This is a genomic window from Actinomadura rudentiformis (genome assembly GCF_008923185.1).
Classification (GTDB): domain Bacteria; phylum Actinomycetota; class Actinomycetes; order Streptosporangiales; family Streptosporangiaceae; genus Spirillospora; species Spirillospora rudentiformis.
Map to the genome: position 1 here is coordinate 359,557 of NZ_WBMT01000006.1, position 17,414 is coordinate 376,970.

Here is a 17,414-nt window from a genome sequence, read left to right on the forward strand (position 1 = left end):
TCAGCCCAGGTGGTAGAGCTGCGCGCCGTCGCCCGACGTGGACGAGGTCGAGCTGCCGTAGGTGGCCGGATCGACGAGGGTGCCGTTCTTCTTCACCCATGCGGTGACCTCGGTGCCGCCCCCGCCACCGGGCCCGCTGCGGCCCTCACCGTTGATGAGGATGTAGCGCAGCTTGCCTTCCTTCACGTACTCCTGCAGCTTGGCGACCGTCATCGCCGGATCGCTGCCGGAGAAGCCGCCCATCGCGATGACCGGCTCGCCCGTCTGGAGGATCAGCGACGCCGCCTGCTGCGCGCTGCCGACAGCGACCAGCCACTGCGCGCTCCCGCGGTGCTGCTCCAGGTAGGAGACCAGTTTCGAGTCGACCTGGCCGCGCATGCCGCCTCTGAAACCGCCGCCGTCCGGCCTTTGACCGTTGGACGCCTGACCGTTCGGCGCCTGAACGCCACTGGGCGCCTGGCCCGACCTCAGGCCGGGTGGCATCCCGCCGGGCATTCCATCCGGGCCACCGCGCATGCCGCCCGGTCCGCCGAAGCCAGATCCGCTGCTCGGGCCGGCCAGCGGGTTGGTGCCGTTCGCGGGCTCGGACGCCGCCGACACGGCGTACGCACCCGGCCCGGCCAGCCCCGCGACGAGCGCGACCACAAGCGCGGCCATGGCCGTCCTGCTCTTTGTGGCTGGACGACGCACCCGCCCGGCCACGAGGAGCAGAACGGCCGCCACGGTGAACCCCACGACGACCCAGCGCAGCCACGGGTTCCAGTCCGGAGTGCGGTTGAGCAACACGAAGGACCACGCACCCGTGACGGCGACCCCGGCCGGCAGGGCAAAAGCCCAGGCCGCCGAACGCTTGCCGGCCTCGTACAGCAGGACCACGCCCGCACCGGTCAGCGCGGCGATGGCGGGCGCCATCGCGGTCGAGTAGTAGGGGTGGAAGGTGCCCTCGGCCAGGCTGAACACCAGGTAGTGCACGGCCAGCCAGCCGCCCCAGATCAGCAGGCTCGCCCGCGCCAGATCGGCACGCGGCCGCCTCCACACCAGGATCAGGCCCGCCACCAGCGCGATCGCGGCGAACGGCAGCAGCCATGAGATCTGACCGCCCAGGATGTCGTTGAACAGACGCCCGACTCCGGACTCGCCGCCGAAGTTCGCGCCCCCTCCCCCGCCTCCGCCCCCGCCTCCGCCGCCGCCGCGACCGCCGTCGCCCTGGCCGAAGATCCGGCCGAGGCCGTTGTATCCGATGACCAGGTCCCACACCGTGTTGTCGGTGCTGCCGCCGACGTACGGGCGCTTCGACGCGGGGATCAGGTCGATGACGAGCATCCACCAGAAGCTGGACGCCGCGAGCACGACACCGGCGCCGACGAGGTGCGCGATCCGTCGCGGCAGGCCGGACTTCGCCGCGATCAGATAGGCGAGCGCCAGCGCGGGCACGACGAGGTAGGCCTGGAGCATCTTGGTGTTGAAGCCGCAGCCGACGAAGAACGCCGAGGCCAGCAGCCAGCGCACCCGGCCCGACTCGATGGAACGCTGGACCGCCCAGGCCGCCAGGACGAGGAACAGCACCAGCAGTGTGTCGGGGTTGTTGTCCCGGTTGATCGCCACGGTGATGGGCGTCAGCGTGAGGACGGCCGCCGCGACCAGCCCGGCCTTGTAGCCGAATGCGCGCCGGACGGTGGTGTAGAGCATGGCGACCGCCGCGACCCCCATCAGCACCTCGGGGAACAGCAGGCTGAACGTGGAGAACCCGAAGACCCGCCCGAACAGCGCCTGCGCCCACAACGCCATCGGGGGCTTGTCGACGGTGATGAAGTTGCCGGTGTCCAGCGAGCCGTAGAAGAACGCGCTCCAGCTCTGAGTGCCGCTCTTCACAGCCGCGGAATAGTAGGAGTTGGCGTGGCCGCTCGCCGACATCCCCCACGCGTACAGCACGCCCGCGACCAGCAGGACTCCCCACAGCGCGGGCCGGACCCAGGCCGGATCCTCAGGCCGCCCCAGGAACAGCCGGACGCCCCGGCTCCTCCTCGGCACCTCGGCGGGCGGCGCCTCCGCCACCTGCGGCGTGGCGATCGTTCGGAAGGTGGTCATCGGTTCTGGCCCCCGGTCATGTTCGGCTGCGTGGTGTTGGGCTGTGTGAAGTCGGCTTGCATGGAGTTCGGCTGAACGTGGTGGGCCTGCCGGGTCTGCCGTGCCTCCACCCGGCGGGGATGGAAGACCCAGGCACGCATAAGAAGGAAGCGGACCAGCGTGGCGACGCCGTTGGCGCAAATCAGCGCGGCGAGTTCGACGACCCGCGAGGAGCCGGGCGCGACGGCGTGGAGCAGCGCGAGGCCACCGGTGCTGAGGGTGAGGCCGAGCAGGAACGCCACGCCGCCCTCGATCTGCTGCCGGAAGGCGCCCTGCGTGCCGGTGACCCCGAAGGTGAACCGGCGGTTGGCGGCGGTGTTCCCGATCGCGGTGATCACAAGGGACAGCGCGTTGGCGGCGAACGGCCCGGTGACCGTGCGCAGCAGCACGTACAGCAGCAGCTGCGCGAGCGTGCTGATGACGCCGACGATGGCGAAGCTCGGCAGCTGCCGGGCCATGCCGTTCGGCAGCTTCGGCCGCTGCCGGCCGCCGACGGGCGCGCGGAACGCGCCGGTCAGCATTCGCCGCCCGACCCGGGCCATGCCCTTCAGGTCGTCCAGCGCGGTGTGCAGGACGTCGACGCGGCTGTCGGGGTCGTCGACCCAGTCGACCGGCACCTCGTGGATGCGCAGCCCGTTGCGCTCGGCGAGCAGCAGCAGCTCGGTGTCGAAGAACCATTCCTCGTCCTCGACCGAGGGCAGCAGCGCCTGCACGATCTCGGTCCGCGCGGCCTTGAAGCCGCACTGCGCGTCGGAGAAGCGCGCCGCGAGCGTGGTGCGCAGCAGCAGGTTGTAGCAGCGGGAGATGATCTCACGCTTGGGCCCGCGCACCACCGCCGAGCCGCGCGACAGCCTGCTGCCGATCGCCAGGTCGCTGTGGCCGGAGATCAGCGGCGCGACCAGCGGCAGGAACGCGTTCAGGTCGGTGGACAGGTCCACGTCCATGTACGCGACCACGTCGGCGTCGCTGCCGCTCCACACATGGCGCAGCGCGCGGCCGCGGCCCTTGCGGTCCAGTCGCACCGCCCGCACCCGCGGGAGTTCGGCCATCAGTTCCTCGGCGACGTGCCAGGTCGAGTCGGTGCTGGCGTTGTCGGCGATCGTGACGCGGAACGGGTAGGGGAACGTCTCGGTCAGGTAGGCGTACAGCCGCCTGACGCTGGCTTCGAGGACGTGCTCCTCGTTGTGGACGGGCACGACGACCTCCACCAGGCGCTGCCGTCCGCCGTTGTCCGGGCGGCCGGGTTGCGTCGCGGCGGGAGGTGCCGTGTCGGTGACCAGTTGGCTCATGGGACAACCGTCGCCAGCCGGTGTGGGAGTGGCCTGAGCCGATCATTAAGCGCGGATGAGAAAGCCCCAGAGGGGAGAGCGTCAGGCGGTCGGCGCCACGGCGCCGGGGAGGCGGACGCGCGCGAGGGTCCCGCCGCCGTCGGCGGGGTCGAGCCGCACCTCTCCCCCGCTCTCGTGCACGATCCGCGAGACGATCGACAACCCGAGCCCGGAGCCGGGCAGGCTGCGCGCCGATGTCGAACGCCAGAACCGCTCGAAGACGTGCGGCAGGTCCTCCGGGTCGATGCCGGGGCCGTGGTCGCGCACCGTCAGCTCGCCGTCGGCCAGCCGCACCTCGACGGTGCCGTCCGGCGGGCTGAACTTCACCGCGTTGTCGAGCAGGTTGACCACGGCGCGCTCCAGCGAGCCGGAATCGCCGTGCACGTACCACGGCTTGGTCTCGGCCTGGATGTGCAGGCCCGGGCCGCGCAGCCGCGCACGCTCCACCGCGCGCTCGACGACCTCGTGCAGGCCGACCTCCTCCTGGACCGGCTCCTCCTGCTCGGGCCGCGCCAGTTCGAGCAGGTCACCGACGAGGCTGGAGAGCTCCTGCATCTGCGCCTTGACGCTCACCAGCATCCGGTGCCGGGTCTCGGGCGGCAGCGGCCTGCCGGTGTCCTCCGACCGCATCAGCAGGTCGATGTTGGTGCGCAGGCTGGTCAGCGGGGTGCGCAGCTCGTGCCCGGCGTCGGCGATCAGCTGCTGCTGCCGTTCGCGTGAGGCGGCCAGCGCCGCCGTCATCGTGTTGAACGAACGGCTCAGCCGCGCGATCTCATCGACGCCCTCCGCCGGGATCGTGGTGTCCAGGTCCTCGGTCCGCGCGATGTGCTCGACCACGTCGGTCAGTTCGTCCACCGGCCGCAGCGAGGCCCGCGCGATCACCAGGCCGGCGGCCGCCGAGACCAGGACGCCCAGCGCCGAGACGGCGATGAGGAGCCACGCGAGCGTGCTGAGCGGTCCTTCGACCTCGTCGAGAGGAAGGGCGTAGGACACCGCGGCCCGCGTGCCGTCGTCCGCCTCGAACTGCACGGTGTAGACGCGCACGCTGACCTGCTCGCCGTACTTGTCGATGCCCGTGCAGTCGTGCAGCGAGTCACGCCGCTGTCCCTTCGCCACCTCGACGTCCGCGTCGGTCACCGCGAGCGAACCGGCATAGGGCACCGCGCAGGGGCGGCCGTCGGCGGTCACCAACTGCAGGATCTGGTACGGCCCGGGCGGAGGAGGTTTGCTCCCCTGGTTGGTCGCCGTCGGCTGGCAGTTTTGCAGGTCGGAGGTGAGCTGCTGGGTGAAGCGCCAGAAGCGCGGTGGCGCCTCGCCCGGGGGACTCGGCGGGCCCGCGGCGCTCTTGAGCCGCCGGTCGAGTTCGGCGTAGAGCTGGCCGCGCACCAGGAACCAGCTGGTGATCGCGCACGCCGCGACCGCCAGCGCCACGGCCGTGGCCGTCAGCAGCGCCAGGCGGGCGCGGAGCGTGAGGCGTTTCGTCACGTGATCACGCCGCGGAGCGCAGCACGTAGCCGACGCCGCGGACGGTGTGCACGAGCCGCGGCAGCTCGTCGACCTCGGTCTTGCGGCGCAGGTACATCACGTACACGTCGAGGGAGTTGGAGGCGGGCTCGAAGTCGAAGCCCCACACCGTCTCCAGGATCTGCTCGCGCGTGAGGACCTGGCGCGGGTGCAGCAGGAACATCTCCAGCAGCATGTACTCGGTGCGGGTGAGTTCCAGCGGCTTGCCGGCCCGGGTGACCTCCCGGGTGAGGGTGTCCATCCGCAGGTCGTCGAAGGTGAGGATCTCCTCGGCCGGCCCGCCTCCGGCCGGCGCCGCCATCGCGCTGCGCCGCAGCAGGGCGCGGATCCGCGCCAGCAGCTCGTCCAGCTCGAACGGCTTGACCAGGTAGTCGTCGGCGCCGGCGTCCAGGCCGGTCACGCGGTCGCCGACCATGTCCCGGGCGGTCAGCATGAGCACCGGCATCGTCGCCCCCTGGGCGCGCATGCGGCGGCACGCGGTCAGGCCGTCCATCCGGGGCATCAGCACGTCCAGCACGACGAGATCGGGCTCGTCCCGGGAGACCCGGTCGAGCGCCATCGCCCCGTCGGCGGCCTCGGTCACCGCGTAGCCCTCGAACTCAAGGCTCCTGACCAACGACTCCCGTACGGCGGGTTCGTCGTCCACGATCAAGATGCGGGCCGGTGCCGCCCCTTGCGTTCCAGGCTCCATGCACCCACCGTATCCAGCGGATACCGCGGCTCGGCACGCCCCGGCCCGTTTCTCATCGATCTCTCACGAAGTTCTGAGCGGCCGCTTACGAGGCGCGATCGGTGCGATCGGTGCGAGAGGCACGGTCCGTGCCGATCGTGGTGCGGACGACGGCCGTGGTGGCGTCGCCGGCGGCGCCGGCGACGACAGTTATGATCGCCGCGGGCAGCGCAGGGGCGGTTTCCAGCCGGTTGCGGCGGGACCCCATCCGGTACCGCGAGGCGTTCTGGAGCGTGCTGACCGCGATCTTCGGCATCGCGCGCGGCGCCGTCCGGGTCGTGGCCCGCACGGCGATGCCGGTGGCCGAGCTCACCGCGCCGCTCGTGGCGGGATTGTCGGCCACCAGGGTCGCGGTGGCGCGGGCAGCGCGGGCGACCAGGTCGGTGACCGAGACGCCGCCGGGCTCGCGCTGGGCCGGGGCGGGCTGAGTCGCCGTCAGCCACGTCGTCTTCATGACGTCGACGACCACGTCCTTGGCGACATCGCGCATCAGGTCGCGCAGCGCGTCCTTCATCGCCAGCTTGAGGGCCTCGCGCATCAGCTCGGCCATCACCCTCTGGATGGCGTAGACGGTGGCACGGTGGGCCGCCTGCGTGAGCAGCCCACGGGCCGTGCGGGCCACGGCGCTGCCCGCGGCGGCGGCCACCAGGCCGGAGGCCGAGCGGGCGGCCTCGCTGCGGGCCGCCTGGCGGGCGACGTCGGTCGCGATCTCGGCGGCGACCGACGTCACCGGGGTGAGCTCGGCCAGCGCCACGGCCTCCTGGGCGCGGCTGCGGACTCCACGGCCCAGATCGCGGGCGGCCTCACGTGCCGCCTGCTGGACGACGGTCACGACGATGTCGCGGCCCACGTCCAGCGCGACCTCGACCGCGACGTCGGCCACCGCGTCCAGCGCCGTGTCGACCACGGCCTTGGTGGCGGCCTGCACGATCGGGGCGGAGACGGTGCGGTCGACCATGTCCAGGGCGGTGGCGGTGGCCGCGCGGGCGAAGGGATTGCGCGCGGCGAGCCTGGCCGCGGCGATCGCCATCGGATGCTGGGCGGCCTGGCCGGCGAGCGTGAGGGCGCTGGTGGTGACCTCCAGGGCGGCGCCGGTGACGGCGTTGGACTCGGCCGCGGCGCGGGCCTCGGCCACCGCCTTCTCGGCCGCCGCGCTCGCCACCTTGACCGCGGCGTCCCGAGCGGCCTGCTCAACGAGATCCATCACGGGGGTGCCGGACACCTGCTCCACGATCTGGACGGCGGCCCGGGCGGCCGCCTCGCGCGCCGCCTGCCGTACCGGCTCGCTGATCGTCGCCGCCGCCCGCGCGGCGCCGGCCGCGGCAGGGGTGAGGGCGTTCCAGATGTCCTCGATCCGGTCGGCGGCGGCCTGATCGAGCTTGGCCAGCTGTGCCCTGTCCGTCTGGTCGAGCTTCGCCGGCTCGGCCCTGTCGGTGCCGCCCGCGGAAGGGAGGCCCGCCGCGGCTTCGCCGCGTTGCCTGGACCGTTCCCCGGGCGCCTGAGCGCCTTCTTCGACCCTGTCGTCCACCACCATGCCCCTGTCCCGGTGAGGTTTCCGCCCTCATTCACCATAACCGCCCAAGGGGACCACAACGAGATATGTCGTGGTTGCTACCGTCCGCACGAGCGGAACATGTATATTTGTCGGCGAACTCTAGGGAGGTGAGGTGTATGGCCGTCGCGGTGATGGCTGCTGCGTGCAGCACTCCGGCCCACCTCATGTCCCGGGCCCTCGGCTGACCCCGTCTTTTTTGACACTGTCCTTCTTGACGATCTGCCGGCCTTCGCCGGCGCCGGGGCCCCTTCACGCAAGGGTTCAATCCGTTGTCTTCATCTGCGTTTCCGCAGGCTCTCACTGCCTATGGCTGGGATGAGAGCCTGGAGCAAGAATTCTCCGCTCATCGCGAGGCAGGGCTGATCCCTGCCCGCATCGCCGCCGTGGACCGCGGGCAGTGCGACGTCATCACCGAGCACGGCCTCATGCGCGCCGACACCACGCCGGTCGCCTCACCCGACGACCCCGTCCAGGGTCCCTGCACCGGAGACTGGGCGGCACTGCGGACCGGGGAACACCCCGCCGTGGCCGCCCTGCTCCCCCGGCGGACGGCCATCGTCCGTTCGTCCGCCTCGCAGCAGTCACACGGCCAGGTCCTGGCCGCCAACGTCGACACCATCGCGATCGCGGTCTCCCTCGCCGCGCGCCTGGCCCTCGGCCGCGTCGAGCGGCTGCTGGCCCTGGCGTGGGAGAGCGGGGCCCGGCCGGTGATCGTCCTCACCAAGGCCGACCGGAGCGACAACCCGGCCGCCGCCGAGGCCGAGGTCGCCACCGCCGCGCCCGGCGTCGACATCGTCACGGTCAGCGCCACGACCGGCGACGGCGTGGACGTCGCCGCCGCCGTGCTCACCGGCACCGTGGTGCTGATCGGCCCGTCCGGCGCGGGCAAGTCCACCCTCGGCAACGCCCTGCTGGGCGCCGAACTCCTCGCCACCGGCGCGGTCCGGGACCAGGACGGGAAGGGCCGCCACACGACGGTCCGCCGGGAACTGCTCCCGCTGCCGCATGGCGGCGTGCTCATCGACACCCCCGGGCTTCGCGGGGTCGGTCTGTTCGATGCCGAGGAGGGACTGCAGCAGACCTTCGCCGAGATCGAGGAGCTCGCGGCGGAGTGCCGCTTCGCCGATTGCGCCCACGAGACCGAGCCGGGCTGCGCGGTGGTGGCCGCCATCGAGGACGGCACCCTGCAGCAACGACGCCTCGACAGTTACCGGAAACTGCTCCGGGAGAACGATTGGGCCGCCTCGCGCAACGACGCCCGGCTGCGTGCCGAGCGCGAGAACAACCGCAAGGCCATCACCAAGTGGCAACGCCAGCACTACAAGGTCCACGGCCGGGACCGGTGAGGGGAAGCCATGACCGACTGGAAGACCAGGCCCGAGACCGATCAGGATGTGCCGGCCGTACGCCGCGTCGTCGAGGCGGCTTTTCCCACCTTGGAGGAGGCCGACCTCGTGGACGCCCTCCGCAAGGACGCGGCATGGCTGCCCGACCTGTCGTGGGTGGCGCAGTCGCCGGACGGCCAGGTGGCCGGCTACGCGCTGCTCACCCGGTGCAAGGTCGGCGACGAGGACGCCCTGGCGCTCGCGCCGGTCGCCGTTCTGCCGGAGTACCAGCGTCAGGGCGCGGGCGGCGCGGCCGTCCGGGCCGTGCTGGAGGCCGCTCGCGAGCGGGGTGAACGGCTCGTCGTCGTGCTCGGGCATCCCGGGTACTACCCGAAGTTCGGCTTCGGGCGGGCGTCGGCGATGGGCATCCGGACCTCGTTCGAGGTACCGGATGAGGCGCTGATGGCACTCGTCCTCGGCGGGTCCGGCCCGGTGCCCGCCGGGACGATCCGTTACGCGGCGCCGTTCGGAGTCTGAGTCGCAACGGTGGCCGGCGGGGTGCCTCCCCGCCGGCCATCACCGTTCACCCGCCTCTTCAGCGGCCCTTGCGCTGGTAGGTGCGGATCGTCAGTGGCACGAACACCACCAGCAGGAACACCGACCACAACAGCGTCGCCGTCACCGGGTGCGCGATCGGCCAGGCGGCGTCACCCGCGGGCGCACCCGGATTGCCGAACAGCTCCCGGCAGGCGGCGGTGAGCGCGCTGACCGGGTTCCAGTCGGCCAGTGTCCGCAGCCAGGCGGGCATGCCGGCCGTGGGCACGAAGGAGTTGGACACCATCGTGAACGGCAGGAACAGCGGCACGAGCTGGTCGGCGGTCTGCTCGTTCTTGACCACCATGCCGAGGTAGCAGCCCACCCAGCTCACCGCGTACCGCATCACCATGAGCAGCAGGAACGCCTGCACGGTCGGCACCAGGCCGCGGTGCGACTGCCAGCCGACCAGCAGTCCCGCCACCGCCATGATCCCTAGTCCGAGCACGCCGCCGAGCAGCGTGTCGGCGCCGGTCTGCCCGAACGGCACCGCCGAGCGGGCCATCGGCATCGAGCGGAACCGGTCCATCACACCACGGGACGCGTCGGTGGCCACCTTCAGCGTCGTGGCCATGATCGAGCTGAAGGTCACCATGGCGAACAGGCCCGGCATCAGGTACTCGCGGTAGTTCCCCCCGCCGGGCACCTGGATCGCGCTCCCGAACACGTACCCGAACAGCACCACCATGACCGCCGGGAAGATCAGGGCGACGACGATCTCGCCGGGCTCCTGCCGCAGCCGGCTGAGCTCACGCCCCACCAGCGTCAGCCCGTCGGTGAACGACCAGCGCAGGCGGGCGGCGAACGAGGAGATCAGGATTGGGGCGGCGGGGGTGGCGGCGCGCGTCGTGGTCATCGGACGACCTCCTTCTCCAAGCCGGACACGCGGCCGGAGCCGGGATCGGCGTCGCGGTCGGTCAGGCGCAGGAACACCTCGTCGAGCGTGGGGCGGCGCAGGCTGACGTCGGCCGCGGCCACTCCGGCCCGGTCCAGTTCCCGTACGACGTCGGCGAGCCGGACACCGCCACGCGTCAACGGCACGCTGAGCGCCTCGGCTCCGGTCATCGTCGGGTCCGTACCGGCCAGCCGGTGCATGACCGTCGAGGCCTCGCGCACCATCGAGGAGTCCGCCAGAACGACGTCGAGACGGTCGCCGATGGTGGCCTTGAGCTCGTCGGGCGTGCCGGACGCGACGACCCGGCCGTGGTCGATGACGGCGATGTCGTCGGCGAGCCGGTCGGCCTCGTCCAGGTACTGCGTGGTCAGCAGGACCGTGGTGCCGTCCGCGACGAGTTCGCGGATGTTGTCCCAGATCTCGCCGCGGCTGCGCGGGTCCAGGCCGGTCGTCGGCTCGTCCAGGAACAGCACCGGGGGCCGCAGGATGAGGCTGGTGATGAGGTCGAGGCGGCGCCGCATGCCTCCCGAGTAGCCGCTGACCTGCCGGTCGGCCGCCTCCATCAGGCCGAACCGCTCGAGCAGCTCGTCGGCCCGGCGGTGCGCCTCCCGGCGCGGCAGGTGGTAGAGCCGGCCGAACATGCGCAGGTTGCCGCGGCCGGTGAGCTTCTCGTCCACGGCGGCGTACTGGCCGGCCAGCCCGATGCGCGCCCGCACCTGGTCGGCCTCCCGGACGACGTCGTACCCCGCGATCCGCGCGTGCCCGGCGTCCGGTCTGGACAGGGTCGCCAGGATGCGCACCGCCGTCGTCTTGCCCGCGCCGTTCGGGCCGAGGACGCCGCAGACGGTGCCCGCCGGCACCCGCAGGTCCAGTCCTCGCAAGGCGTGGGTGCGGCCGAAGTGCTTGTGCAGCCCCTCGGCGACCACCACCGGCTCCTCCATGTTCCCTCCACTGGGTACGTCGTACGCAATTGAGGGCCTCAGAGTAGGTTACTGGGTACGATGTACGCAACTAGACTTCCGGTGAGGAGGTGGGCCGGTGGCCGACGAGGAGTACCCGAACATCTGGATGCGCCCCGAGCGCCCGACCCGGGGGCCTCGCCCCGCTTACAGCCGCGCGCAGATCACCGAGGCCGCCGTCCGGATCGCCGACGCCGAGGGCGTGGAGGCCGCGACGATGCGGCGAATCGCGGCCGAGATCGGCGCGGGTGCCATGTCGCTCTACCGGTACGTGCCGAGCCGCGACGACCTGATCGAGCTGATGGTGGACCGGATCGAGGGCGAGCAGAACCTGCCCGCCAGGCCGACGGGCGACTGGCGGGCCGACCTGGCGCTCTTGGCAGAGGAGACCCGGGCGATGTGGCTGCGCCACCCGTGGGTCGCCACGCTGCAACGTGCCCGGCCCGCCGTCGGCCCCAACCAGCTCCGGATCATCGAGTTCGCGATGGGCACGCTGGACGTGGGGCTTCCCATCGACGAGGTGCTCGGGCTCATCAACATCCTCAACGGCTACATCGAACGGACCGTCCGGGGCGAGCTCATGTGGGTGGAGGAGTCACGCCGGTCGGGCATCGGGGAGTCCGACTGGATGGCGCGCAACGGGCCGTACGTGCGGCAGCTCATGGCCAGCGGCGACTACCCGATGTTCACGCGGATCGTGCTCGATGCACGCCAGCCCCACATGGATCCCGAGGAACGGTTCCGGTACGGGCTGGAACGCGTCCTGGACTGCATCGCCGTCGCGGTGGAGGCCGCTCCCCTGCCGCCGGAGGTGGCGTTCACCCCTCAGGACGGCGATAGCGGCGAACGGCCAGCGGCAGGAAGACCACGATGATCGCCAGCGGCGATGCGACCGCCAGCAGGACAGGGTGCTGCGCCGGCCATGAATCACCACCGGTCCCGGGATTGCCGAACAACTCCCGGGTCGCGCCCACCGTGGCCGACAGCGGGTTCCACGCCGCGATCGCGCCCAGCCAGGCGGGCAGCTGAGACGGCGACACGAACGTGTTGGCCAGGAACGTCAACGGCATCAGCAACATCCACGACGCCCCCGCGGCCTCCGGCGTGATGAGCAGCCCGACGTAGATGCCGACCCAGATCATCGCGAAGCGCAGCAGCATCAGGAGCCCGACCGCCGCCAGCGCGCGCCCCGGTCCCTCGTACCAGCTCCACCCGACCACCAAGCCGCAGCGCCGCCGCGGCCGTCCTCGCCCGCGACCGGTCCGCGACGCTGGCCGACATCGCCGAGGCGGCCGACGTCGGCCGCAGCACGCTCCACCGCTACTACCCCGACCGCGACGTGCTGATCAAAGCCGTCGTCGAGGACTCGCTCGCCGTGGTCCAGGAGGCGACCGAAGGGGCCGCGCTCGACGACGGCTCGCCGCAGGAGGCGATGCGGCGCCTGGTCGCGGCCATGGTGGACGCGGGCGACCGGCTGCTGTTCCTGTGGGGCGACCCGAAGGTCTTCGAGGGCCATCCCACGGTGGACGATCCCGACTGTGACCCTCCGGACGACCCGGTGCTTCGCCTCATCGAGCGCGGGCAGGCCGAGGGCGTGTTCGATCCGGAGCTGAGCCCCGTCTGGATCCAGCATGTGCTGTGGGCGCTGGTCTATACGGCGGTCGAGGAGGCCGACCAGGGGCGCATGCCCCGGCACGGGATCACCTCCACCGTGATCCGCACCCTGGAGAAAGGCGTGCTCAGCCGCTGACCGGCCCGGGCGCGGTCACCCCGCCCGAGGCGCGGGCGGCGCGGGCGCTGAGTTCCCGCAGGTAGTCGATGAGCTCCGGGGGCTCGTGCACCTCGAACTCGCATTCGAGCATCACCAGCGACTGGGCCAGCCACGGCAGCGTGTCGGTGTGGCTGCGGAGCCGGCAGGTGCGGTCGTCGATGGGTTCGATGTCGCCGGGCCGGTCGCCCACGCGTCCCCGGACCTGTTCCACCGGGGCGTGCAGGGTGGCGACGGCGCTGTAGGTGGGTGCGAGCGAATAGAGCTTGCTGGTGACGAACGCGGCGGCGTCCTCCTCGGGGAGCTCGCGCGGCGCGTACCGCTGCCCGATGGGGCGTGGTTCTTGAACGCGGTCGACGCGGAAGATGCGCCATCCGTCCCGTTCGACGTCGTAGGCCACCAGGTACCAGCGCTGATGGGCGGGGACCAGATGGTACGGCTCCACCAGCCGCCGGGTCTCGCCGCCGTCGGCCGCCTCGTACCTGAACCGCAGCCGTTCGTGATTGGTGGCGGCCGCGGCGAGCACGGTCAGGTCCTGCGGGTTCACGCTGGGCCTGCCCGCGTCCGCCGCCACCGGCACCGTCGCGGCGCTCAGCGCCCCGACCCGGTGCCGCAACCGCGACGGCAGCACCTGCTCCAGCTTCGCCATCGCGCGCACGGACGCCTCCCCGATGCCGTCCACGGGATGCCCGGCGGCCGTGCGCAAGCCGACCGCGATCGCCACCGCCTCCTCGTCGTCCAGCAGCAGCGGCGGCATCGCGGTCCCGGCCACCAGCCGGTAGCCGCCGACGGCCCCCCTCGACGCCTCCACCGGATAGCCCAGCTCGCGCAGCCGCTCGATGTCGCGGCGGATCGTGCGCGGGCTCACGCGCAGCCGCTCGGCCAGCTCGCTGCCGGGCCACTCGCGCGGCATCTGCAACAGGGACAGCAGGCTCAGCAACCGGGCCGGAGTGTCGCTCATGTTCCCATCATGCCGTGCAGTTAGGTCATGACCTGACCTAGATGGCCCCTAGAGTCGAGGACATGGACGACCCGCCGCGTTTCTCCTGGACCGACGTGTGCGCCCGGCGGCTGCACCGGCACGCGCTGACCACCCCGTCGACGAGCGCCACGCCCGCCGACATCGCGGCCGCCATGGCGAGCACCCACGCTCAGGTGATGTCGGCGGCCGAGCTGGGCATCGCCATGCGCATCGACGGCGCCACCCGGCTGGACGTCCGCGAGGCCCTGTGGACCGAACGGAGCCTCGTCAAGACGTTCGGGTTGCGCGGCACGGTCCATGTGATGCCGGCCCGTGATCTCTCGCTCTGGGTCGGCGCGCTGTCCGCGCTGCCGGCCTCGGCCAACGTCATGCCGAAGGACATCAGGCTCACCCCGGACCAGACCGAGCAGGTCGTCGCGGCCGTCGCCGCCGCGCTCGACGACGCGGAGCTGACGATCGACGAGCTCACCGAGGCGGTCGTCGACCATGCCGGCGCGTGGGCGGGGGATCTCGTCATGGAGGCGTTCCAGGGCAAGTGGCCGCGCTGGCGGCAGGCCATGCACCTGACGGGGATCCGCGGCGTCCTGTGTTTCGCCCCCAACCGGGGCCGCAAGGTCACCTACACCAATCCGCGGCGGTGGCTGCCCGGCTTCGAGCCGGCCGACGCCGACACCGCCCTCGCATGGCTCGTGCGGAGCTACCTCGGCGCGCACGGCCCGTCCACACCCCAGCGGTTCGCGCACTGGACGGGCACGCAGAGCACGTGGGCGAGGAGGCTTTTCGACTCTTTGGGCGACGAGCTCCAGCAGGTGGAGGTCGAAGGGGACCCGGCCTGGGTGGTGGCCGGCGACCTCGACGTGCCGGTCGTACGGCCCCGTGGTGTGCGGCTCCTGCCGTACTTCGACGGATACGCCTACCGCGTCGGCAACCAGCCGCCCGCGCTGCTCTACCCGGGCCGCGCCGCGGAACGCGTGCTGCCCGGCAACTTCCAGATTCTCCTCGTGGACGGTGTCGTCGCGGGCCTGTGGCACCAGCGCCGCTCCGGCAAGCGGATCGACATCACCGTCGAGCCGCTCGGCGAGCTCGGCGCCGCGCAGCTCGACGACCTGGACGGGCAGGTGGAACGAGTCGGGGAGATCCTTCAAGCACGGCCGCAGCTCACCATCGGACCGGTCACCGTCGGCAGCCACGCCTGACCTCCGGACGTCCGAGACCGATCACCGACAATTATATTTGTCTTGACGTCTCAGCTTGTCGGATGCCAGGCTGAGGCCATGGACGAAGTTGCGGTGATCGAGGACGCGGCGGCGGCCGAGGTGTCGCTCGATCCGATGCGTGCCCGGCTGCTGTCGGAGCTGTCGGAGCCGGCGTCGGCGACGATGCTGGCCGCGCGGGTCGGGCTCGCCCGCCAGAAGGTCAACTACCATCTCAAGGCACTGGAGAAGCACGGGCTCGTCGAGCTCGTCGAGGAGCGCCGCAAGGGCAACGTCACCGAGCGGATGATGCGGGCGACCGCGGTCTCCTTCGTCATCTCCCCCACTGCCCTGTCGGCGGTCCAGCCCGATCCGGGGCGCGCCCCCGACCAGCTGTCGGCCCGCTGGCTGCTGGCGGTCGCCGCCCGGCTGGTACGGGACGTCGGCGCCCTGATCACCGGCGCGGCCAAGGCTGACAAGCGGGTCGCCACGTTCGCCATCGACGGGCACGTCCGGTTCGCCTCGGCGGCCGACCGTGCCGCGTTCGCCGAGGAACTGGCCGCGACCGTCACCTCCCTTGTGTCCCGCTATCACGACGACACCGCTGCGGGCGGACGCGAGCACCGCGTCGTCGTCGCCCTCCATCCGAGCGTTCCCAACGCCACGCCCCAGACCGAGACCAAGCCCGAGACCGAGCAGTCGGGCGAGACCAAGGAGTCCTGACATGGGCCACGAGTTCGAGTTGCAGAAGGAGATCACGCTCGCCGCGAGCCCGGAGGACGTATGGGAGGCGATCGCCACCGGCCCGGGCGTGGACGCGTGGTTCATGGGGCGCAGCGAGTTCGAGCCGCGGGAGGGCGGCGCCGCCACGTTCACCATGGCCGGCCAGACCGAGACGTCCACCATCACCGGCTGGGAGCCGGCCAAACGCTTCGCGTACAACACCGAGCCCGGTGAGGACGGGAAGTTCATGGCCATCGAGTACCTCATCGAGGGCCGCGGCGGCGGGAGCACGGTGCTGCGGCTCGTGCACAGCGGCGTCCTGGGCGACGACTGGGAGAACGAGTTCGAGGCCATGAAGACCGGCTGGGACATGTACCTGCACACGCTGGGCCAGTACCTCGTGCACTTCCGCGGCCGCCACGCGGGCACGGTCACCGCCTTCCGGCCCGGCATCCCGGAAGAGGGTTTCTGGGCAGCGCTCAAGGAGCAGTTCGGACTAGGCGACTCGGTGACTGCGGGCGACCGTGTCAGCCTGTCCGCCGAAGGTCTGGCTCCCATCGAGGGGGTCGTCGACTACGTCGATCTCCCCTCGTTCCTGGGTGTGCGTACCGATGACGCGCTCTACCGGTTCATCTACTCCGGGGAGGAGCGCGGCAGCGTGGGAGTGTGCGGCCACCACCTGTTCGCGCCGGGCGTCGACGCCGGTCAGGCCGAGAAGAACTGGCAGGCCTGGCTCAACGAGCTCCCGGTCGGCTAGCGGACCCGCACCGGCGGGCGCCCGGCGACATGCCGCCGGGCGCCCGCTCGTGCATGTGCCTTCTTGCTTGAGCATGCGCCTTACTTGAAGGCCGCGATGTTCCGCTCCACCCATTCGGCGAACGTGCGGGCAGGACGGCCGAGCACCTTCTCCACGTCCGGGCTCACCTCCTGCTCGGCCGGCGTCGGCTCGCCCAGGATGTCAAGGGTCCCTTCGGCGACCTCCTCGGGCATGAGCTGCCGCAGCTGCGCGGCCGCATCGGCACGGCTCTGCTCGACGAACTCGATCCGCGTGCCCAGCGCGTCGGCGATCACCTGTGTGCGCTCGCGCACCGAGCTCAACTCCGGGCCCGTGAGGACGTAGGTGCGGCCGGAGTGCGACTCGTCCCGCAGGACGGCGGCCGCGACCTCCGCGATGTCGGCCGGGTCGATGACAGGCAGGCCCACGTCGGCGAACGGCGCGACGACCGTCCGGTGCTCCCGGATCGCCTCAGCCCACCAGAACGCGTTGGAGGCGAACCCGCCCGGCTGCAAGATGGTCCACTCCAGCCCCGACCGGCGGACGGCCTCCTCGAAGACTCTCGCCGGGCCGTGCGAGGCGCTGTGCGGCCTGGTGACGGCGCCCTGGGACGTCAACAGGACGATCCGGCGCGTTCCGCTCGCCTTCACGACATCGAGAACGGCGTACAGATCGATCTCGTTGTCGGGGATCATCAGAAAGATCGCCTCGGCGCCGTCGAGCGCGGGCTTGAGGCTCACGGCATCGGCCATGTCGGCCTGCAGATGGCGCACGCCCGCGGGGGCGTCCCCGTCCGCCGGACGGCGCGAGACCGCCGTCACCTTCTCACCGGCCGCCGCGAGTGCCTGGACCAGCGGCCGTCCGACGTTCCCCGTCGCTCCGGTTACGACAAACATGATGAGCTCCTCGTCATTCCATTGCTTGACGAAAGGAAGC

At 71.6% G+C, this 17,414-nt stretch carries 17 protein-coding genes; 7 read left to right on the plus strand and 10 right to left on the minus strand.

All coding sequences use genetic code 11. The annotated features are described in order from the left end of the window. The 5 genes from F8566_RS15285 to F8566_RS15305 all read right to left on the minus strand — a co-directional run bounded on the left by F8566_RS15285 (position 1) and on the right by F8566_RS15305 (position 7,243). Positions 1-2,088 (minus strand): glycosyltransferase family 39 protein, encoded by a 2,088-nt coding sequence (locus F8566_RS15285; RefSeq protein ID WP_151560859.1) that lies wholly within the window; start codon positions 2,086-2,088, stop codon positions 1-3. After that, positions 2,085-3,416 (minus strand): bifunctional glycosyltransferase family 2/GtrA family protein, encoded by a 1,332-nt coding sequence (locus F8566_RS15290; RefSeq protein WP_151560860.1) that lies wholly within the window; start codon positions 3,414-3,416, stop codon positions 2,085-2,087. Before F8566_RS15290 ends, F8566_RS15285 begins: the two co-directional genes overlap by 4 nt. An 81-nt stretch (positions 3,417-3,497) precedes the next feature. Then, a complete protein-coding gene (locus tag F8566_RS15295; RefSeq protein ID WP_151560861.1) occupies positions 3,498-4,940 on the minus strand; it encodes a HAMP domain-containing sensor histidine kinase in 1,443 nt (480 codons plus the stop codon). A gap of 4 nt (positions 4,941-4,944) precedes the next feature. After that, positions 4,945-5,670: a response regulator transcription factor gene (locus F8566_RS15300; RefSeq protein WP_151560862.1), complete on the minus strand. Its 726-nt coding sequence runs from the start codon at positions 5,668-5,670 to the stop codon at positions 4,945-4,947. A gap of 85 nt (positions 5,671-5,755) precedes the next feature. Then, a complete protein-coding gene (locus tag F8566_RS15305) occupies positions 5,756-7,243 on the minus strand; it encodes a hypothetical protein (protein ID WP_151560863.1) in 1,488 nt (495 codons plus the stop codon). A 404-nt stretch (positions 7,244-7,647) separates the two neighbouring features. Here F8566_RS15305 and rsgA point away from each other — a divergent pair, with 404 nt between their 5' ends. Both rsgA and F8566_RS15315 read left to right on the plus strand, forming a co-directional pair. Beyond that, positions 7,648-8,610, plus strand: a complete 963-nt coding sequence (gene rsgA, locus F8566_RS15310; protein WP_225993196.1) for a ribosome small subunit-dependent GTPase A — start codon at positions 7,648-7,650, stop codon at positions 8,608-8,610. A gap of 9 nt (positions 8,611-8,619) precedes the next feature. Next, entirely contained in the window at positions 8,620-9,126 is a 507-nt protein-coding gene (locus F8566_RS15315; RefSeq protein WP_151560865.1) for a GNAT family N-acetyltransferase, read from the plus strand. Between the two features lie 58 nt (positions 9,127-9,184). On the opposite strand, the gene F8566_RS15320 is transcribed toward F8566_RS15315, so the two are convergent. Continuing rightward, positions 9,185-10,039, minus strand: a complete 855-nt coding sequence (locus tag F8566_RS15320; protein ID WP_151560866.1) for an ABC transporter permease — start codon at positions 10,037-10,039, stop codon at positions 9,185-9,187. Next, on the minus strand, positions 10,036-11,019 hold the full coding sequence (locus F8566_RS15325) for an ATP-binding cassette domain-containing protein (RefSeq protein WP_151560867.1): 984 nt from the start codon (positions 11,017-11,019) through the stop codon (positions 10,036-10,038). Before F8566_RS15325 ends, F8566_RS15320 begins: the two co-directional genes overlap by 4 nt. A 97-nt stretch (positions 11,020-11,116) precedes the next feature. On the opposite strand from F8566_RS15325, the gene F8566_RS15330 reads away from it, so the two are divergent. After that, a complete protein-coding gene (locus F8566_RS15330; protein WP_151560868.1) occupies positions 11,117-11,911 on the plus strand; it encodes a TetR/AcrR family transcriptional regulator in 795 nt (264 codons plus the stop codon). Here the strand turns inward: F8566_RS15330 and F8566_RS15335 are convergent. After that, positions 11,856-12,260: an ABC transporter permease gene (locus F8566_RS15335; protein WP_151560869.1), complete on the minus strand. Its 405-nt coding sequence runs from the start codon at positions 12,258-12,260 to the stop codon at positions 11,856-11,858. The genes F8566_RS15330 and F8566_RS15335 overlap by 56 nt on opposite strands. A gap of 47 nt (positions 12,261-12,307) precedes the next feature. Here F8566_RS15335 and F8566_RS15340 point away from each other — a divergent pair, with 47 nt between their 5' ends. Beyond that, positions 12,308-12,787 (plus strand): TetR/AcrR family transcriptional regulator, encoded by a 480-nt coding sequence (locus F8566_RS15340; RefSeq protein WP_151560870.1) that lies wholly within the window; start codon positions 12,308-12,310, stop codon positions 12,785-12,787. Here F8566_RS15340 and F8566_RS15345 read toward each other — a convergent pair. After that, entirely contained in the window at positions 12,777-13,766 is a 990-nt protein-coding gene (locus tag F8566_RS15345) for a helix-turn-helix transcriptional regulator (RefSeq protein ID WP_151560871.1), read from the minus strand. The genes F8566_RS15340 and F8566_RS15345 overlap by 11 nt on opposite strands. A 62-nt stretch (positions 13,767-13,828) precedes the next feature. Here F8566_RS15345 and F8566_RS15350 point away from each other — a divergent pair, with 62 nt between their 5' ends. The 3 genes from F8566_RS15350 (at position 13,829) to F8566_RS15360 (ending at position 16,460) form a co-directional block, all read left to right on the plus strand. Then, entirely contained in the window at positions 13,829-14,983 is a 1,155-nt protein-coding gene (locus F8566_RS15350) for a winged helix DNA-binding domain-containing protein (protein WP_192809682.1), read from the plus strand. Positions 14,984-15,061: 78 nt separating this feature from the next. Continuing rightward, positions 15,062-15,703, plus strand: a complete 642-nt coding sequence (locus tag F8566_RS15355; protein ID WP_151560873.1) for an ArsR/SmtB family transcription factor — start codon at positions 15,062-15,064, stop codon at positions 15,701-15,703. A 1-nt stretch (position 15,704) separates the two neighbouring features. Next, complete coding sequence (locus F8566_RS15360; RefSeq protein ID WP_151560874.1) at positions 15,705-16,460, plus strand: SRPBCC family protein; 756 nt, start codon at positions 15,705-15,707, stop codon at positions 16,458-16,460. An 80-nt stretch (positions 16,461-16,540) separates the two neighbouring features. On the opposite strand, the gene F8566_RS15365 is transcribed toward F8566_RS15360, so the two are convergent. Further along, a complete protein-coding gene (locus F8566_RS15365) occupies positions 16,541-17,374 on the minus strand; it encodes an NAD(P)H-binding protein (RefSeq protein WP_151560875.1) in 834 nt (277 codons plus the stop codon). Positions 17,375-17,414: the final 40 nt, after the last annotated feature.